This window comes from Microvirga roseola (genome assembly GCF_020866965.1).
Lineage (GTDB): Bacteria > Pseudomonadota > Alphaproteobacteria > Rhizobiales > Beijerinckiaceae > Microvirga > Microvirga roseola.
Window position 1 is genome coordinate 24422 of the sequence record NZ_JAJATX010000036.1, and the last position, 14986, is coordinate 39407.

The 14986-nt window shown below is 59.7% G+C and carries 16 protein-coding genes; 15 read left to right on the forward strand and 1 reads right to left on the reverse strand.

The genetic code is table 11. The annotated features are described in order from the left end of the window. Nucleotides 1-22 precede the first annotated feature (22 nt). The 15 genes from flgK to LG661_RS17385 all read left to right on the forward strand — a co-directional run bounded on the left by flgK (nucleotide 23) and on the right by LG661_RS17385 (nucleotide 12080). The gene (gene flgK / locus LG661_RS17315) at nucleotides 23-1483 is read left to right on the forward strand and encodes a flagellar hook-associated protein FlgK (protein WP_230533130.1); all 1461 of its coding nucleotides are present in this window, start codon (nucleotides 23-25) and stop codon (nucleotides 1481-1483) included. Nucleotides 1484-1485: 2 nt separating this feature from the next. Continuing rightward, a complete protein-coding gene (locus tag LG661_RS17320; protein WP_230533131.1) occupies nucleotides 1486-2541 on the forward strand; it encodes a flagellar hook-associated family protein in 1056 nt (351 codons plus the stop codon). 14 nt (nucleotides 2542-2555) lie between these two features. Further along, nucleotides 2556-2903, forward strand: coding sequence for a flagellar biosynthesis regulator FlaF (gene flaF / locus LG661_RS17325; protein ID WP_230533132.1), 348 nt, complete (start codon nucleotides 2556-2558; stop codon nucleotides 2901-2903). Next, entirely contained in the window at nucleotides 2900-3319 is a 420-nt protein-coding gene (gene flbT, locus LG661_RS17330; RefSeq protein ID WP_230533133.1) for a flagellar biosynthesis repressor FlbT, read from the forward strand. The genes flaF and flbT overlap by 4 nt, the downstream gene beginning before the upstream one ends. A 14-nt stretch (nucleotides 3320-3333) precedes the next feature. Further along, nucleotides 3334-3729 (forward strand): flagellar hook assembly protein FlgD, encoded by a 396-nt coding sequence (gene flgD / locus LG661_RS17335; protein ID WP_230533134.1) that lies wholly within the window; start codon nucleotides 3334-3336, stop codon nucleotides 3727-3729. Further along, entirely contained in the window at nucleotides 3729-3995 is a 267-nt protein-coding gene (gene fliQ / locus LG661_RS17340; RefSeq protein ID WP_230533135.1) for a flagellar biosynthesis protein FliQ, read from the forward strand. The genes flgD and fliQ overlap by 1 nt, the downstream gene beginning before the upstream one ends. Nucleotides 3996-4137: 142 nt before the next feature. Beyond that, nucleotides 4138-6171, forward strand: coding sequence for a flagellar biosynthesis protein FlhA (gene flhA, locus LG661_RS17345; protein ID WP_407666736.1), 2034 nt, complete (start codon nucleotides 4138-4140; stop codon nucleotides 6169-6171). Beyond that, on the forward strand, nucleotides 6168-6923 hold the full coding sequence (fliR, locus tag LG661_RS17350; RefSeq protein ID WP_230533137.1) for a flagellar biosynthesis protein FliR: 756 nt from the start codon (nucleotides 6168-6170) through the stop codon (nucleotides 6921-6923). The genes flhA and fliR overlap by 4 nt, the downstream gene beginning before the upstream one ends. Beyond that, complete coding sequence (locus tag LG661_RS17355; protein WP_230533138.1) at nucleotides 6916-7326, forward strand: hypothetical protein; 411 nt, start codon at nucleotides 6916-6918, stop codon at nucleotides 7324-7326. Before fliR ends, LG661_RS17355 begins: the two co-directional genes overlap by 8 nt. 48 nt (nucleotides 7327-7374) lie before the next feature. Then, nucleotides 7375-7884, forward strand: a complete 510-nt coding sequence (locus LG661_RS17360) for a rod-binding protein (protein ID WP_230533139.1) — start codon at nucleotides 7375-7377, stop codon at nucleotides 7882-7884. A gap of 40 nt (nucleotides 7885-7924) precedes the next feature. Next, nucleotides 7925-8269: a flagellar protein FlgN gene (locus LG661_RS17365; RefSeq protein WP_230533140.1), complete on the forward strand. Its 345-nt coding sequence runs from the start codon at nucleotides 7925-7927 to the stop codon at nucleotides 8267-8269. After that, the gene (locus tag LG661_RS17370) at nucleotides 8266-8715 is read left to right on the forward strand and encodes a hypothetical protein (RefSeq protein ID WP_230533141.1); all 450 of its coding nucleotides are present in this window, start codon (nucleotides 8266-8268) and stop codon (nucleotides 8713-8715) included. Before LG661_RS17365 ends, LG661_RS17370 begins: the two co-directional genes overlap by 4 nt. A 347-nt stretch (nucleotides 8716-9062) precedes the next feature. Continuing rightward, on the forward strand, nucleotides 9063-10589 hold the full coding sequence (locus LG661_RS17375; protein WP_230533142.1) for a flagellin N-terminal helical domain-containing protein: 1527 nt from the start codon (nucleotides 9063-9065) through the stop codon (nucleotides 10587-10589). 84 nt (nucleotides 10590-10673) lie between these two features. Then, the gene (locus tag LG661_RS17380) at nucleotides 10674-11237 is read left to right on the forward strand and encodes a hypothetical protein (RefSeq protein WP_230533143.1); all 564 of its coding nucleotides are present in this window, start codon (nucleotides 10674-10676) and stop codon (nucleotides 11235-11237) included. 69 nt (nucleotides 11238-11306) lie between these two features. Further along, nucleotides 11307-12080: a DUF1217 domain-containing protein gene (locus LG661_RS17385; RefSeq protein WP_230533144.1), complete on the forward strand. Its 774-nt coding sequence runs from the start codon at nucleotides 11307-11309 to the stop codon at nucleotides 12078-12080. Nucleotides 12081-12106: 26 nt separating this feature from the next. Here the strand turns inward: LG661_RS17385 and LG661_RS17390 are convergent, their stop codons facing one another. Next, a complete protein-coding gene (locus LG661_RS17390) occupies nucleotides 12107-14836 on the reverse strand; it encodes a heparinase II/III domain-containing protein (protein WP_230533145.1) in 2730 nt (909 codons plus the stop codon). Between the last annotated feature and the right edge of the window lie 150 nt (nucleotides 14837-14986).

A 14986-nucleotide genomic window follows, 5' to 3' on the forward strand; every position in this document is an offset into this window, starting at 1 on the left:
ACCTCGACCAGGATACTGATCCATGTCACTGTCGCTTGCCCTTAACACGGCTCGCTCCTCCCTCCAGGCGAGCCAGTCGCAGATCGCGGTTGTCTCTCGCAACACGGCCGGGGCTTCCGAGCCGAGCTACTCGCGCAAGATCGCCTCGCTGGTCACGCAGGGAGGTGCGGCCCGGGTCTTCATCTCTCGGGCCAGCGACGTAGCGCTCTACACCAAGATGCTCGACACGACGTCGAATGCGGCGACCCAGAACGCGCTGCTCGAAGGATTGAAAAAGCTGGAGCAGACCGTAGGGGACACGGAGCTCAATCACTCTCCAGCAGCCTTGGTCGGCGAACTCAAGAATGCGTTGGAGCAATACGCAAAGTCACCTGACGATGTGGTGATGGCGCGCAAGTTCCTGGCAAGCGCATCGGACATGGCGTCGGCGCTCAACAAGGCGACGTCCGAGGTTCAGGCCGTGCGGCTAGAGGCTGACGGGTCCATTGCTAAGTCCGTCGTTCGCATCAATGACATTCTGGTGAAGTTTGAGAAAGTTAACCAGGACATCATGCGGGGCTCCGCTGCAGGAGCTGACATCACAGACAACCTGGACGTTCGGGATCAGCTCATTGCACAGCTCTCAGAGGAAATCGGTATCACGGTCGTTCCGCGCGAGGGGAACGATGTCGCGATCTACACGGACAGTGGTGTTCCCCTGTTCGAGCGGATGGCTCGCCCGGTGACCTTCACGCCGACGACTGTGTACGGAGCGGGGACGGTCGGGAATGCTGTGTTCATCGACGGAATCCAGGTGACCGGAGCTGGTGCTCCGATGCCGCTCAATTCCGGTAATCTGGTCGGCCTGACGCAGCTTCGAGACGATGTCGCCGTGACCTATCAAAGGCAATTGGATGAAATTGCCCGTGGCCTCATTGCGACCTTTGCCGAGTCCGACCAAGTCGGCGCGGATATCGACCGAACCGGTGTATTCGACTATGTCGGTGGCCCCAGTGTCCCTCTGCCGCCCGCCCCGACTGGCCTTGCAGCGCGAATTCGCATCAATGCCGCCGTTGATCCTGCCGCGGGCGGAAGCCTGGACAGGATTCGCGATGGTGGGATCAACGGCGGGGATTACCGGTACAATCCCGGTCTGCCTGGAACAGACGCCGCCTATTCCGACCGGCTCTATGGTCTTCGGGAAGCGCTCGATGCTGACCGTCCGTTCGATCCGTCGCTCGGCCTCGGATCATCCGCATCACTTGTGGAGTTCTCCGGATCGTCCGCGAGTTGGCTTCAGGGATTTCGGCAGAAGGTGGCCAGCGATCTGGATTACGGGAATACCCTCCTCGGTCATGCATCGACCGCGCTTTCAAATGCTACTGACGTGAATATGGACGAAGAGACGGCTCTCATGCTGCAGCTGGAGAAGTCCTATGCGGCGTCCGCAAAGCTGATCTCCACGATCAATGACATGCTGAAAACCCTTCTGAATATGGTGTAGCGATGAAAACCACCTTCATTTCGACCGCTACACTTTGGAGCTCGCCTCGCTCTACGCTCGACAAGTTGCAGGGCGATCTCGTTAAGGCCAATAAGGAACTCGTCACCGGGCGGGAGACGGATGTCGGCCTCAAACTGGGCTATCGGACAGGCGAAGCCATCTCGCTCCGTCAGGAGCGGTCCGAGCTCGAGTCGATTATCGACAGCAATGCGACCGTGAAGGTGCGCTTGGAGGCCTCAAGCGCAGCTCTCGCCAGGGTTCGCCAGGCTGCCGATGACTTCATGAGCTCCCTGATCGCAACACCGACAGTCGAGCGCAACATGGCGGTCGTGAAGTCACGGGCTTCCTCCAACCTGAACGATCTCGTGGCCAATCTGAATACCGCCATTCGGGGGCAGTATATCTTCGGCGGGATCAACACATCGGGAAAGCCGGTCGGCGACTATGCAGCGCCGTCTGCGGCGAAAACGGCGATCGATGCCGCATTCGCCGCCTTCCCAGCGCCAGGATTCGCCGCGGGGCAGGATGATCCTGCTGTAGCGACGATCACGCCTGCCGATATGGAGGCATTCCTCGACGGGCCCTTCAAGGCCTTGTTCGAGGACCCGAACTGGGGCCTCAACTGGTCATCAGCCTCCAACCGCAACATTGAGAGCCTGATATCGCCTTCGGACAAGATCGCTTCGTCGGCAAATGCCAACGAGAAGGCATTCCGCGACCTTGCCATGGCCTACACTATGACCTTCGATCTGGGCATCGGCAACATGAACGACGACACAAGGGAAGTCGTCGTTAACAGGGTCATCGGGCTTTTGTCGGGCGCCGTGACGGCCGTCTCCGACATCGAGACCAACCTTGGAATTGCCAAGGAGAAGCTGGAGGAGGCGAATACCCGAATGGATCTGCAGAAGACCATATTCGAAGAGAAGCTCGTGGGCCTCGAGGGTGTCGACCCGGCAGAGGCGAAGGTCAGGGTCGATCAGCTTATGACACAGATCCAGACATCCTTCTCGCTGACATCGCAGCTCCGGCAGCTGAACCTGATCAATTTCCTCTAATGAAGTTGTGAACCATGTATCGTTTTTCCTATGCAGAAGTGCTCGATGACTCCGCCACGGAGGGCCGCCGCCGTGAGCAGGATCTCTTCTCCAAGGTTCTCGATCTTTTGAAGAAGGCCGACGGTCACCCCTCGGACTCCCGTGAGATGATGGAGGCCATGTATTTCGTGCAGCGCCTCTGGGTCGCCTTGATCAAGGACCTTGGGCATCCTGACAACGGCCTGCCCGACATGCTGAAGGGACAGCTGATTTCCATCGGTCTCTGGGTCATGCGCGAGAGCGACAGGATCGTTCGCGGTGAGACCTCGGACGTGACGGGACTCATCGACATCAACACGATCATTCGGGATGGTCTGAAATGAAAGCCAAAATGCACTTCTCGCTTAAGGCCGGCGAGCGGATCTTCATCAACGGCGCGGTTTTGACCGCGAACCAGAAGGTCACTTTGAGCCTTCTGAACGATGCCCGGTTCCTGCTTGAAAGTCACGTGCTTCAGGTGGCGCAGGCGACGACGCCCATGCGCCAGCTCTATTTCGTTGTCCAGGCTCTCCTGATCGACCCGGCAAGCGCTGGGGAGACGATCGAGGTCTTCCGCAAGCTCCATTCCGTTCTCCTCACTCTCTGTGAGGATGAGGATATCCGTGACGCCCTCAATACCGTGAAGGAACAGGTCGAAGCCGACCGGACCTTCGATGCGCTCAAGATCATTCGAGGGCTCTTCGAAGTCGAAACTGCCGCACCTGCCGTCTCGGCGGATGCCGCACATCAGGCCGCTTAAGGAAAGCGATTCCCATGAACGTGCCCTCTGTCTCCTCGGCCACGAACCAGTACGCGTCGCAGGCGACGTCCTCGACGCCGACGCTCGGTTACGACAACTTTCTGAAGCTTCTTCTCACCCAGATGAAGAACCAGGATCCGACCGATCCGATGAAGTCGACCGAGTACATGGCACAGCTGGCGACCTTCTCGCAGGTCGAGCAGACCATGAAGACGAACACCAAACTCGACTCACTCCTGGCTGCATCGACGCTGACTCAGGCGGACGGCGTCATCGGCCGCACCCTGACATCGGCGGACGGCACGATCTCGGGACAGGTCACATCGGTTCGCATCACCAGCGAAGGCGCCGTGGCGCAGCTCGCGGGCGGCAAGGAACTCCTCCTGGGGCCAGGAATAGTGATCAGCTGATGAACGAGGTCGACGCCCTGGAGGTCGTGAGAGCGGCCATTTGGACCATCATCATAGGCGCCGGCCCTGCCGTTGCCGCGGCTATGATCGTCGGTATCGTGATCGCCTTGATCCAGGCCCTGACCCAGGTTCAGGAGGTCACGCTCACCTTCATTCCCAAGATTATCGCGATCCTCATTGTCACCCTGCTGACCGGCTCGTTCGTCGGATCCCAGATCTTCGCCTTTACCGAACAGGTCTATAGCCGGATCGAATCCGGGTTCTAAAAGGTCGCATCAGGCCCAATCCTGCTGACGAGGCGACCCTCGCGCAAGCTCCGTCCTGCATCTGTCACTTTCCGGATCGAATGCATGGATTGAGTGACGCATGCCCGCAACCGACATCGCGATACCCGACCGCGGCAGGGACATGGCCTTCGCTGGCGCGGTCATCTGCATTCTGGCGATCCTCTTTCTTCCCATTCCGCCAATCCTCATCGATATGGGGCTGGCCCTGTCGATCGCCCTCTCCGTCCTCATTCTGATGGTCGCGCTCTGGATCCAGAAGCCGCTCGAATTCTCCGCTTTTCCCACCGTTCTGCTGATCGCAACGATATTGCGCCTGGCGCTGGGCATTGCATCGACCCGCTTGATCCTGTCGGACGGACACAAGGGGATCGATGCTGCGGGTCACGTCATCAGCGGATTCTCGCGTTTCGTGATGAGCGGCGATTTCGTCATCGGTATCGTCGTCTTCGTCATTCTCATCACAGTCAACTTCCTGGTGATCACCAAGGGCGCGACCCGTATCGCCGAGGTCGGCGCTCGCTTCACGCTCGATGCGATTCCCGGCAAGCAGATGGCCATCGACGCCGATCTCTCGGCCGGCCTCATCGACGACAAGGAAGCCCAGAAGCGGCGGCGCGAGCTTGAGGAAGAAAGCTCCTTCTTCGGCTCCATGGATGGCGCCTCGAAATTTGTTCGCGGCGAGGCTGTTGCCAGCCTGATCACGATCGCCGTCAATATCTTCGGCGGTATCATTATCGGCGTCACCCGGCACGGAATGCCGCTTTCCAAGGCTGCCGATGTCTTCACCCAGCTTTCGGTCGGCGACGGACTGGTGAGCCAAATTCCCGCTCTCGTCGTTTCGCTTGCCGCCGGCCTGCTGGTGTCCAAGGGCGGCACGCGCGGGCAGGCCCAGCAGGCGGTTCTTGGTCAGCTGAGCGCCTACCCCAGGGCTTTGTGGGTGGCCGCTGCCCTGATGCTGGTCTTCGCGCTCTTTCCCGGCCTGCCGATGATTCCCTTCCTCACCTTAAGCGCTCTGATGGGCTTCGTAGCCTACACGATCCCGAAGCGGCAGGAGGAGCAGGCGGCCCAGGAGAAGGCGAAGCAGATCGCAGCAGACGAGAAGAAGCTGCTCGAGACGAAGGAATCCGTAAGGGAGTCCCTCAAGACGCCGGAAATCGAGCTGTGCCTCGGAAAGCACCTTTCGTCGCTGCTGACTCATTCGCAAAGCGATCTGAGGCATCGCGTTGGCAAGATGCGAAAGAAGTTCGCCGAGGAGTACGGCTTCGTGGTGCCTGAGATCCGGGTCAGCGACAGCATCATGATCCCGCCCAAAAGCTACCAGGTGAAGATCCACGGCACGGTCATTGCGACCCACGAGATCCGTCCTGGGGATCTTCTGGTCGTCGTAGGCGATGGGCCGATGCCCGACGTGCCGGGTGACGAGGTTCGGGAGCCTGCTTTCGGGCTCAAGGCACTGTGGGTGTCCGATGCCTATTCGAGCGAGCTGAAGCGCTCCGGCTTCACGGCGGTGGACGGCAGCTCCGTCCTGCTGACGCACCTGAGCGAAGTCATCCGCAACAACCTGCCGCAACTCCTGTCCTATAAGGACATGCGCAATCTCCTCGATCAGCTGGATCCGGAATATAAGCGCCTCCTCGACGAGATCTGCCCGTCGCAGATCTCCTATTCGGGTCTCCAGGCCGTTCTCAAGCTGCTGCTGGCGGAGCGGGTCTCGATCCGGAACCTGAACCTCATCCTCGAGGCCATTGCCGAGATCGCGCCGCATGCCCGTCGGTCCGAGCAACTGGTGGAGCACGTCCGGACGCGCATCGCACAGCAGATTTGCGGAGATCTCGCTGAGGGCGGCACCCTGAACATCCTCCGTCTCGGCAACAAATGGGATATCGCTTTCCACCAGAGCCTCAAGCGCGACGCGAAGGGAGACGTGGTCGAGTTCGATATCGACCCGCGCCTCGTGGAGCAGTTCGGAGCGGAGGCATCCGAGGCCATCAAGCTCAAGATGGCGCAGGCTCCAACTTTCGCCGTCGTCACGGCTCCCGACGCTCGGCCCTATGTGCGCATGATCATCGAGCGCATGTTCCCGACCCTTCCGGTCCTGTCTCACCTTGAGATTGCGCGGGGGGTGGAGATCAATTCCCTGGGGACCATTGCGTGATCGAGGCTTCGCCGAGCACCATTCTCGGCATCTTCTTGATTTTCTGCCGGATCGGCGGCTGCCTGATGCTCATGCCTGGATTCTCGAGCAACCGGGTGCCGATGAACGTTCGACTGTTCATTGCGCTGACGACGTCACTCGCTGTCGCCCCCCTGGTGATGGGGCGCCTGCCGAACGATCTTGCCAATCAGACGCCTCTGATGACCTTTTGGCTGATCCTGTCCGAGTTGCTGACCGGTATCATGATCGGGCTCCTGGGCCGCGTCTATTTCATGGCGCTCCAGACGCTGGTGACCGCTGTCGCCATGGCGATCGGCTTCGGCAGCATTCCCGGAGCGCCGATGGATGACGCCGAGCCGCTGCCGGCCATCGGCTCCATGATCATGATGGTGGCGACTGCGATGCTCTTTTTGTCCGATCTGCATTGGGAGCTCTTCCGCGGCCTCGCGGCATCCTATGCCCGGCTGCCGGTGGGGGAGGGGTTCGGAACGAGAGTCTCCCTTGTCGAGATCGTCGACCAGATAGGGGCAGCCTTCGTTCTTGCCCTTCGAATCAGCAGTCCGTTCATCGTCTACTCGGTCGTGGTCAATCTTGCGGTCGGCCTCACGAACAAGCTGACGCCGCAAGTACCCATCTTCTTCATCGCGACCCCCTTCGTCATGCTGGGAGGCTTGCTCCTCTTCTACTTCCTGGTGAAGGACTACATGACGCTTTTCATGGATGCCTTTGCAAATTGGGTGGCCAATGGATGAGACAGCGAAGGCAAGATCGGTTAAGGTCGAGCGGATCCTGAAGGTGCAGCGGCAGCTTCATAAGCTCTCCGAACTCAAGCTGGTAAGACTTGAGCGGGCGATCGTGGAGCTACGGGCTGAGGAGGCCGCCTTGATCGAGAGCTTGAACGACAGCGATGCGCTGCAGGGACTTTTCGTCGACGCCCGAGCCAAGCGCCTGCAGTCTCTGGCCGGCCAGGTTTCGCAGACGGAGGCCACGAAACTCGTGCAAGGTCAGCGTACCCTCGACAGAGCCATGCAGGCAAAGCGGGCGGAGCGTATGGCCGACAGGCTGGAGAAGGAGGATCGGCGTCAGGGAGAAAAGAAGAGCCTCCAGGAGATCCTTGACCGCCTTCCCGCGAAGCGCGATGCAAGCCTCCCGTAAGCTACGCGGTCTATGTCGTAGGCGGAAGATTATCGCAAAGAGTGTGAAATGGCGATCAGCCCTCCCTCAGATATCGTGAGCGATGTTGCACGCGCCGCAGATCCTGCCCGTTATCAGGCCGCCAGCCAGAGGCTCTCGGAAGGGGCGGCTCCCGTCGACGGCACCGGCTTCGATGCTGCAGCAAGACAGGTCGGCGCCCTGCGCGGAATTGGCGGGGCCGACGTCTACACGCTGCGCAATTCTCTGAAAAGCGATGCTGGGTCTGCGGAAGCGGACAAGGCGAAGGCTGCCTACCAGCAGTTCGAGGCCTTCGTGCTTCAGACCTTTATCGAATCCATGCTGCCGAAGGATGCGGAGAACACCTTTGGCAAGGGCAATGCTGGAGCCATCTGGAAGTCGATGATGGCTGAGCAGCTCGGAACCCAGATCGCCAAATCGGGCGGTATCGGGATTGCAAGCAAAGTTCTGGCGGGCCGCAACGCAGCGGAAAACATTCGGCCAGAATCCGCTCAGCCTGCCCCTGCTTTCGCGGCCAAGCTGCGGCAGGGCGAAATCTAGTTCGCAACCAGCCAACGATATGTGAACGGAAATGAACGTTATGCTCTCCCAATCCTTGAAGCGCCTTGAGGAAATTATCGAACAGGAGACCGCGGCTCTCATGGCGCGCGACTATTCCGGCCTGGAGGACTTCAACCGCTGCAAGAGCCAGAGCCTTCTGGAGATCACCCGCCTCATCCGGGCGGGGGGGAATCTCGGACAGGACTCGAAGCTCCGTCAGCGCATCGAGGATCTGCGAGGCAAGCTTGAGGCCAATCACGCCGTACTAGAGCGCCATATGCGGGCCGTTCGCGAGGTCGAGGAGATCGTGTCCAAGGCGATCCAGAAAGCCAACTCCGACGGAACCTATGGGATCCCGGTGACCCAGATGGGCAGCTACGCATGATCCGCAACATCATCGCCGGCTTCTGGGTATGCGGCCTTACGCTCGCCTCATGCTACGGGGCGGTGATGTGGGCGACCCGCGACGGGGCGTCGAAACCACAGCCAGCGCTGGTGGGGCTGCAATACAAGAAGCTGCCTCCCCTGAATATTCCCGTGATCGCGGAAGGTGCCGTCCAGGGCTATGTGGTCGCCAACATGGTCTTTACGGCCGATGCCGAGACGCTGCGCCAGATCTCGATTCCGGCGGAAGCTATCGTCCAGGACGAGGCCTTCCGCTACATCTATGCCGATGAAACGCTCGATTTCCGCAGGCTCTCCCGCTACGACGTAAATGCGATGATCGCCAATGTCCGGGCGAATGTGAACAAGCGTCTGGGAGCGGAGATCGTCAAAGAGATTCTGCTCGAGAACTTCAACTACGTCGACAAGGCGGATGTTCGCTCATAGCGTCTATAAACGAGTTGTTAACCATTGATGCGGTTTACTTAAGGAAAGACGCTACTCTCTTCCCTGAATACGCGTGGTCAGTTCCGTTTCGAACTTGACGCTAGGGAATCAGAGGTATAGCAAGAGTATATGCAAACTGATCTGAAGAGCTTTTTGGATCGGGTTGCCAAGCAGCATTTCGGCGGCCCTTTCTAGGGCCTGGCATGATGCCTCTGCCGAATTCCCGGTTAAGCCCGGATGTCATGTACGCAGCAGATCGAACATCCCGTTCGAGGCATGAAGCTTCTCTGCTGGGTCGGTTTGAGTCCGACATTTCCTGAATTTCGATTCTATCAAGGAAAACAGACATGGCTTCGATCAATACCAATCTTTCTGCCCAGACCGCGCTGCAGGCGCTAAAAACCACGCAGAACTCCCTCACCAAGACCCAGGGTCAGATCTCGACGGGTCTGCGCGTTTCCGAGGCTTCTCACAACGCGTCCTACTGGTCTATCTCGACCAAGATGAAGTCCGACAATGGCGCTCTCGGCGCAGTGAAGGACTCCATCAGCCAGTCGAAGGCGATGATCAACACCTTCACGTCCGCCATGGACAAAACGCTGACCTACCTGAACAAGATGAAGGACGGTCTCGTGGCTGCTGCTCAGCCGGGTGCGGATCTCGAGAAGATCCAGACGGAGTTCGATACCAACATTGCCGGCATGAAGAGCGCTGCGGCTTCGGCTTCGTTCAACGGCCAGAACTGGCTGTCGGGCGACGGCGATCTCGTCAAGCTCGTCACTTCCTATGACGGCAACACGAAATCGGTGGGCACCCTGGCAGTCGATACGTCCAAGACCACCCTGTTCAAGGACGCTATCTCGGGCACCGGCGGAATTCTCGGTGATGTGGCGAAGACGGACATCTCGGGCAACGCTGCCTATGTCGACATCAAGTTCCCGGAGACGGGCTCGACCAGCGGCATCAGCAGGGGTGACGCACTCGCCATTACTGTTGGTGGCTCTGCTCTCGCCACGCTCGTCGTGGATAGCACCAACATCAACACCATTGACGAGCTCGCTGACCGAATCAATGGTGACTCCAGGTTGAATGGATCCGTCGTTGCTTCCAAGACCGACGATGGCAAGCTGCGCCTGACAGCTAAGGACGTGACCAAGGACATCCAGGCCACGTACGACGACAATACGGCGGCCGGCACTGCTCCGACCATCGATGCGACGCGGACGGCAACCCTTGAGACCGGAAACGGCACGACGCAAGGCGGAAAGGCGACCTTCACGGACCTCGTCGCAGGCGACCTCAGCACAACCGGTCAGCTTCGTTTCACGCTGACGGACGGAACCGAGATGGTCTTCACGGCCTCTTCGGCGGCGTCTCTTGCTGATCTTGCCAAGGCGGTCAACGACAATAAGGAGTTTAGCGCCCTCGTCACGGCTAGCGTGAACGCCGATGGTGACTTCGTCCTGCAGGCGAAGGACCCGTCGAAGAATATCGAAAGCGCGCAGTACCTGGACATCTCGGCTGCTGAGGCCGCCGGTACCACGAATGAGGCGTCTCAGCCGACCAGCGAGTCCTTTGCTTCGACCATTGCGACGAAGCTGTCTGCTGCACTGAAGGAAGTTGACGAGGCGATCAACAAGGTCACGGAAGGCTCGGCGATGCTGGGCGCCAACAAGGCTCTCCTTGAGACTCAGGAGGAGTTCATCGGCGTCCTGTCCGACTCGCTGACCGCTGGCGTGAGCGCCTTCATCGATGCCGACATGAACGAGGCCTCGACTCGCCTCCAGGCTCTGCAGACCCAGCAGCAGCTCGGCGTGCAGGCGCTTTCGATCGCCAACCAGAACAGCCAGATGATCCTGCGTCTCTTCCAGTAAGAGACTAAGGACTGATGACAATGAGGCCCCGTCTTGCAAGAGGCGGGGCCTCATTTTTGAGTTTCGAGCGAATTGGTTTTCATCATGCGTATCGCTCTCAATCGCGCTATGGATTGCGCAGCCTTCTGCTATCTGGCCCTTCTGGCTCTCCCGACACATCTTCATGCGTCTACGGCAAAAGTCTTCGGCGCATGGGACTATGCACTCACCAGCGATGATTCCGGGCGCCCAAGCCGGATCCTGGCGCGGGTCCGCGGAGAAGCAGGGAGTGCCCTCTGGATTTCCTGCTCCCGTGTTGATGACTACGATGGGGGGACGGTGAAGACAGTTGTTGCTGCTGCCGTGACGCAGAAAGCATTTCTCGGGCCGAGCCGGGCCAAAGGGCGCAGTACGGTCACCTGGATCGATGACAGGCCGCCGGAGATTGCCTATTGGACCTACCGGGACCGGTCCGGCCAACTGACGCGTGATGAGGAGGTCAAAGCCCTCGTCGCAAGCCTCGCGAAAGCCGAGAAGCTTACCATCGAACTGTCAAACTATCGTCTAGAGACGCACAACGTCACGTTTGCGCTCAACGTGAGCGAAACCCAGGCGGTTGTGGAGCAGTTCACGCGCGACTGCCAGTCGATGACGAACCGTGAAAGTTGATTCTTAAAGCGTAAAGAAGAATCCGCGCAGGCCGCACCCACCGGAGAAGCAAGGCCGATGATGAGTACGATGACACGGTATCAGATCCTGATGTCGAATCCGGCTCGGACGCAGGCGCAAATCGAGAATGATGCGATCGTCAAACGCGAAACCGACTACTACAAGGCTAATATCGGCAAGGTCAAATCCATCGATGAGTTCGTGAAGGATCATCGCCTCTTCAGCTATGCCATGAAGGCTTTTGGCCTGCAGGACATGACCTTTGCCAAGGCCTTCATGAAAAAGCTGCTGGCCGAAGGCACCGCGAATCCCAAGAGCATGGCCAACCAAATGACCAATCCGCTCTACAAGGAGTTCGCCAAGGCCTTCGATTTCGCCGGGAAGGGGCCCTATGCAACGTCGCAGGCAAGTGCGACGTCCGGGACCGTCGCGAGATACTATCGGCAGACGTTGGAGATGAAGGAGGGCGAGCGGAACGAGGGCGTTCGGATCGCTCTCTATTTCAAACGGAAGGCATCCTCCATCACGACCCATATGGGCCTGCTGGCCGACAAGGCCGTCCTCCAATTCGTCCAGACCACCTTCAATATCCCGCAGGGAGCCTCGAAGGCCGATATCGACGTTCAGGTCCGAAACCTGGAAAAGCACATCAAGATCGAGGACCTGCAGGACCCGAAGAAAGTGGACAAGCTGATCCAGCGCTTCAGTGCCATGTGGGACATGAATAACACGTCCATTGCGACGACAAACCCTGTCCTTTCCCTGTTCGGCGATACCGCTGAGACTGGAATGAGCGTCGATCTGATGATGAGCATCGCGAAGCTGCCCCGCGGCGGCTTCTGACCTTTGCTTTAGGAGCTTTTGGGAATTCAGGCCTGAACGCCGGGGGAGGGGGCGAGAAGCTCTCGGACGGCAGGCGCTTCCAAGAGGCCTGTCAAAGCCTTGAACCCGGCCTCATCCACGGCCATGAGAACGCCGCCGCACAGGCTCTGCTGTCCGCTGAACGAATAGCGCAGGACGCTGGCCGGTTCGAGGGCGCCGGATCCGCGCGAGACGAAGCCCTGGACGGAAGCCGGCTGGTCGCTCCTGCCCTGGACGATATCGACCCCACTCAAGCGGCCGGCTATGGCTCGGGGAACGATGCGAAGCTTTCGCTGGCCCCTGTAGCCCATGATCAGGTTCGGGTTGACGATCGCCGCGATGACCTCCGGCTCGAAGTGAAGGAAGCCCTCGAACGATATGGCTCGCTCCGATGTGCCGAAGCGGTCGAATACGCCAAATGCATTGACCTGATCGAGACAGATGAAGATGCGGCGATGGAGATAGTCCGGGCCATAGGTGTTGGTCGCGACCTCAAAGACATTCGCGCCCTCAATCGTCAATGCTGAGTGATGCCAGGTGGCTCCGGCCATCTGCTCGCGGCCATCCGGCATCGCAATGTTATGGGCTCTGGATGATACAAGAAAGTGGCGCGAGGGGCCGTCCTCGCTCTGCCGCGACCCGCCCACATCGGAGATCCAGCGCACGCCACTGGCGGAAAACACGAACGACGTGGCGTCGAAGTGCCCCTGGGGGGAGGTTTGCGCCGGCAGTGACGCGCAGAAGTAACCCCATCGCCGTCCCTGCTGGTAGTGCCGCATTCCGAACGCGCCTGCGCCCGAATCGGCGAATATGCGTGTCCCTTGCGGGTAGGTGAGAGCGGTCCGAACCCCCTCATCGGCCATGCAGGCCTGGCCATATCGCGCCAGGAGCCGCCTGAGCCAGGAGGCGTGGTGGTGTCCATGATGGGTATCGCCGAAGGCCGGCAGCATGCCTTCAGGATCGGTCAGCTCGATAGTCGTGAGCATCGCCTTGATCAGGCGAGGCAGCAGGGCTTGGCGAAACTCATTGGCCTCCGCGACACCCTCGAGAGTGGAGCAGAGGATAAGGCCGAGCGAGAGCACTTCGAGGCGATCGTGCTGCGATGGCTCTGTCCAGGCTCCGTCAGGCCTGACGAGTTCGTCGAAGCCGTTACGCAGGTGGAAGAGCGAGACCGAAGTCCAGTAGCCGGCGAGAGAAAGCCGCGGCAGCGATTTGGCGAGAGACAGGAGCGCCCCCGCTGCGTGCAGCTGGTAGACGGAGTTCGAAAATATGTTCTGGCTGATGATCTCCGACAGCGCGAAGCCATGCCTGATGATCTCGCCCAGTAAGGCGGCAAGCTTGTCCGCCATGCCTTTGCGCTTGGTGCTTGCTCCAATCGAGAGCACCTCCAGCAAGGCATCGGTGCGGATCGCCAGGGGGAGGGGATGCGCACTCAGCAGGTCCTTCGGCTGCCCCCAGGGATTGGCCTTGGACCAGGACAGAGCGAGATCCAGTGCTTTCTCGAAGGAGGTCTGAGCCAGGCGGGGAAGCCAGGCGAGGGACTGGAAATCCATGCGCCACGCCTGCGAACGGAATGGATCCTCATTCCACTCCGGCTCGGAAGGCAGAGGCCAGTCGGGGCAATCGACAAGGGTAAGCCGGTCGGGATGGCCCTGGCTGCGGTTTCCGCGCTGAACCGAGCGGAGCTGCGCATGAAGTTTGGGGAGCTCAGCCAAGGCAGCTCTGTCGATCAGACGATTGAGGATCGCAGAGCTCTCGCCTTGCCGGCTCGGCATCACCGGAATTTCGAGCTTTCCGAGAGCCGAACGGAGGAAGTCCGCCGGATCTGTTGAATCCTCCGCGGCGATGCTCTCCAGGCGAAGGTCGTCTTCCAGTGAGACTTCGAACGGCGCGACAAGCTCGACCGGTTCGTCATCCTGCCACGATTGAAAACCGAGATCGACCGTCGCAGCTTGCGGGGGCGGTGTCAGCTCGAGCGTGAAGCGACGGATCTGCCGGTAGCTTGGAAGATCGATATGGGGGCCGATCTTGGGCGAAAAGCGTGTCTCTTGATAGGGCGGCTGTATCGGCTGTCCGTCGGCATCCCGAAAGACGATGCGGACCAGCGCACTCTCCTTACGCGGCACGCGAGTGAATATCTGTCCACGAATGAAAAGTGGCCGTTGAGACACGAGTGCATAGCGGAACCATTCGGGCGTCGTCGACAGAACGCGCCAGGCCCGCGGCCCTTCCACACCTGTCTCATGGTCCTGTTCGGGAGACTGGCTCAGAACCGGGTTGCTGATCTGGAACGGATGAGAGTTGCGCCAGCTCCGGATGGTGATCAGCACGTGCTTGGCAGAAGCCGGCACGAGGAAGCTGCAATGAACTCTGCTGGTACCTGAGGGATCGGCGTTCCGGTCGTGATAGGCCGGACCGGCGATATACGTGTTGTAGGGCTCGAGCTGGGCTCTCGTCAGTCCGGGAATATAGGCGAACTCGATGTTGGACGCGTCGTCCGTCAGGAACGTGACGCCGACCGATGCGAAGTCGGGGACGTTTCGAGCCGTCTCGCCTGGATGCCAGCCGATCTGAAAGCTGAGCTCGCACCATGCGCCGGGAGTGAGGTCCTGAAAGCGCAGGGCGATTCGGGAATGCTGGTGCTCCGCCGTGATGATGTGCTGTGCGCCGCTCGATCCCGCAACCGCGCCGGCAGCATGCTGGACGGAGACCGGCAAAATTCGTCTGACGCCTGTCATGGAGGCAGGAGGGCTCCGAGTTCGGGAGAAGAAATCCTATAGACCAGCGAATGAGGCTGTTTGCAATGTCTCGGATCGGTGCCCGCCTGTCCCGGATTTTCGATGCTTCACCCTGTGAATGTATAACCGATGTATCGTTTGGCTTCGATG

Bases quoted from the DNA above. Each gene is read 5' to 3' on its own strand.
- flgK (WP_230533130.1), top strand. From the start codon at position 23: ATGTCACTGTCGCTTGCCCTTAACACGGCTCGCTCCTCCCTCCAGGCG.
- LG661_RS17320 (WP_230533131.1), top strand. From the start codon at position 1,486: ATGAAAACCACCTTCATTTCGACCGCTACACTTTGGAGCTCGCCTCGC.
- flaF (WP_230533132.1), top strand. From the start codon at position 2,556: ATGTATCGTTTTTCCTATGCAGAAGTGCTCGATGACTCCGCCACGGAG.
- flbT (WP_230533133.1), top strand. From the start codon at position 2,900: ATGAAAGCCAAAATGCACTTCTCGCTTAAGGCCGGCGAGCGGATCTTC.
- flgD (WP_230533134.1), top strand. From the start codon at position 3,334: ATGAACGTGCCCTCTGTCTCCTCGGCCACGAACCAGTACGCGTCGCAG.
- fliQ (WP_230533135.1), top strand. From the start codon at position 3,729: ATGAACGAGGTCGACGCCCTGGAGGTCGTGAGAGCGGCCATTTGGACC.
- flhA (WP_407666736.1), top strand. From the start codon at position 4,138: ATGGCCTTCGCTGGCGCGGTCATCTGCATTCTGGCGATCCTCTTTCTT.
- LG661_RS17355 (WP_230533138.1), top strand. From the start codon at position 6,916: ATGGATGAGACAGCGAAGGCAAGATCGGTTAAGGTCGAGCGGATCCTG.
- LG661_RS17360 (WP_230533139.1), top strand. From the start codon at position 7,375: ATGGCGATCAGCCCTCCCTCAGATATCGTGAGCGATGTTGCACGCGCC.
- LG661_RS17365 (WP_230533140.1), top strand. From the start codon at position 7,925: ATGCTCTCCCAATCCTTGAAGCGCCTTGAGGAAATTATCGAACAGGAG.
- LG661_RS17370 (WP_230533141.1), top strand. From the start codon at position 8,266: ATGATCCGCAACATCATCGCCGGCTTCTGGGTATGCGGCCTTACGCTC.
- LG661_RS17375 (WP_230533142.1), top strand. From the start codon at position 9,063: ATGGCTTCGATCAATACCAATCTTTCTGCCCAGACCGCGCTGCAGGCG.
- LG661_RS17380 (WP_230533143.1), top strand. From the start codon at position 10,674: ATGCGTATCGCTCTCAATCGCGCTATGGATTGCGCAGCCTTCTGCTAT.
- LG661_RS17385 (WP_230533144.1), top strand. From the start codon at position 11,307: ATGACACGGTATCAGATCCTGATGTCGAATCCGGCTCGGACGCAGGCG.
- LG661_RS17390 (WP_230533145.1), bottom strand. From the start codon at position 14,836: ATGACAGGCGTCAGACGAATTTTGCCGGTCTCCGTCCAGCATGCTGCC.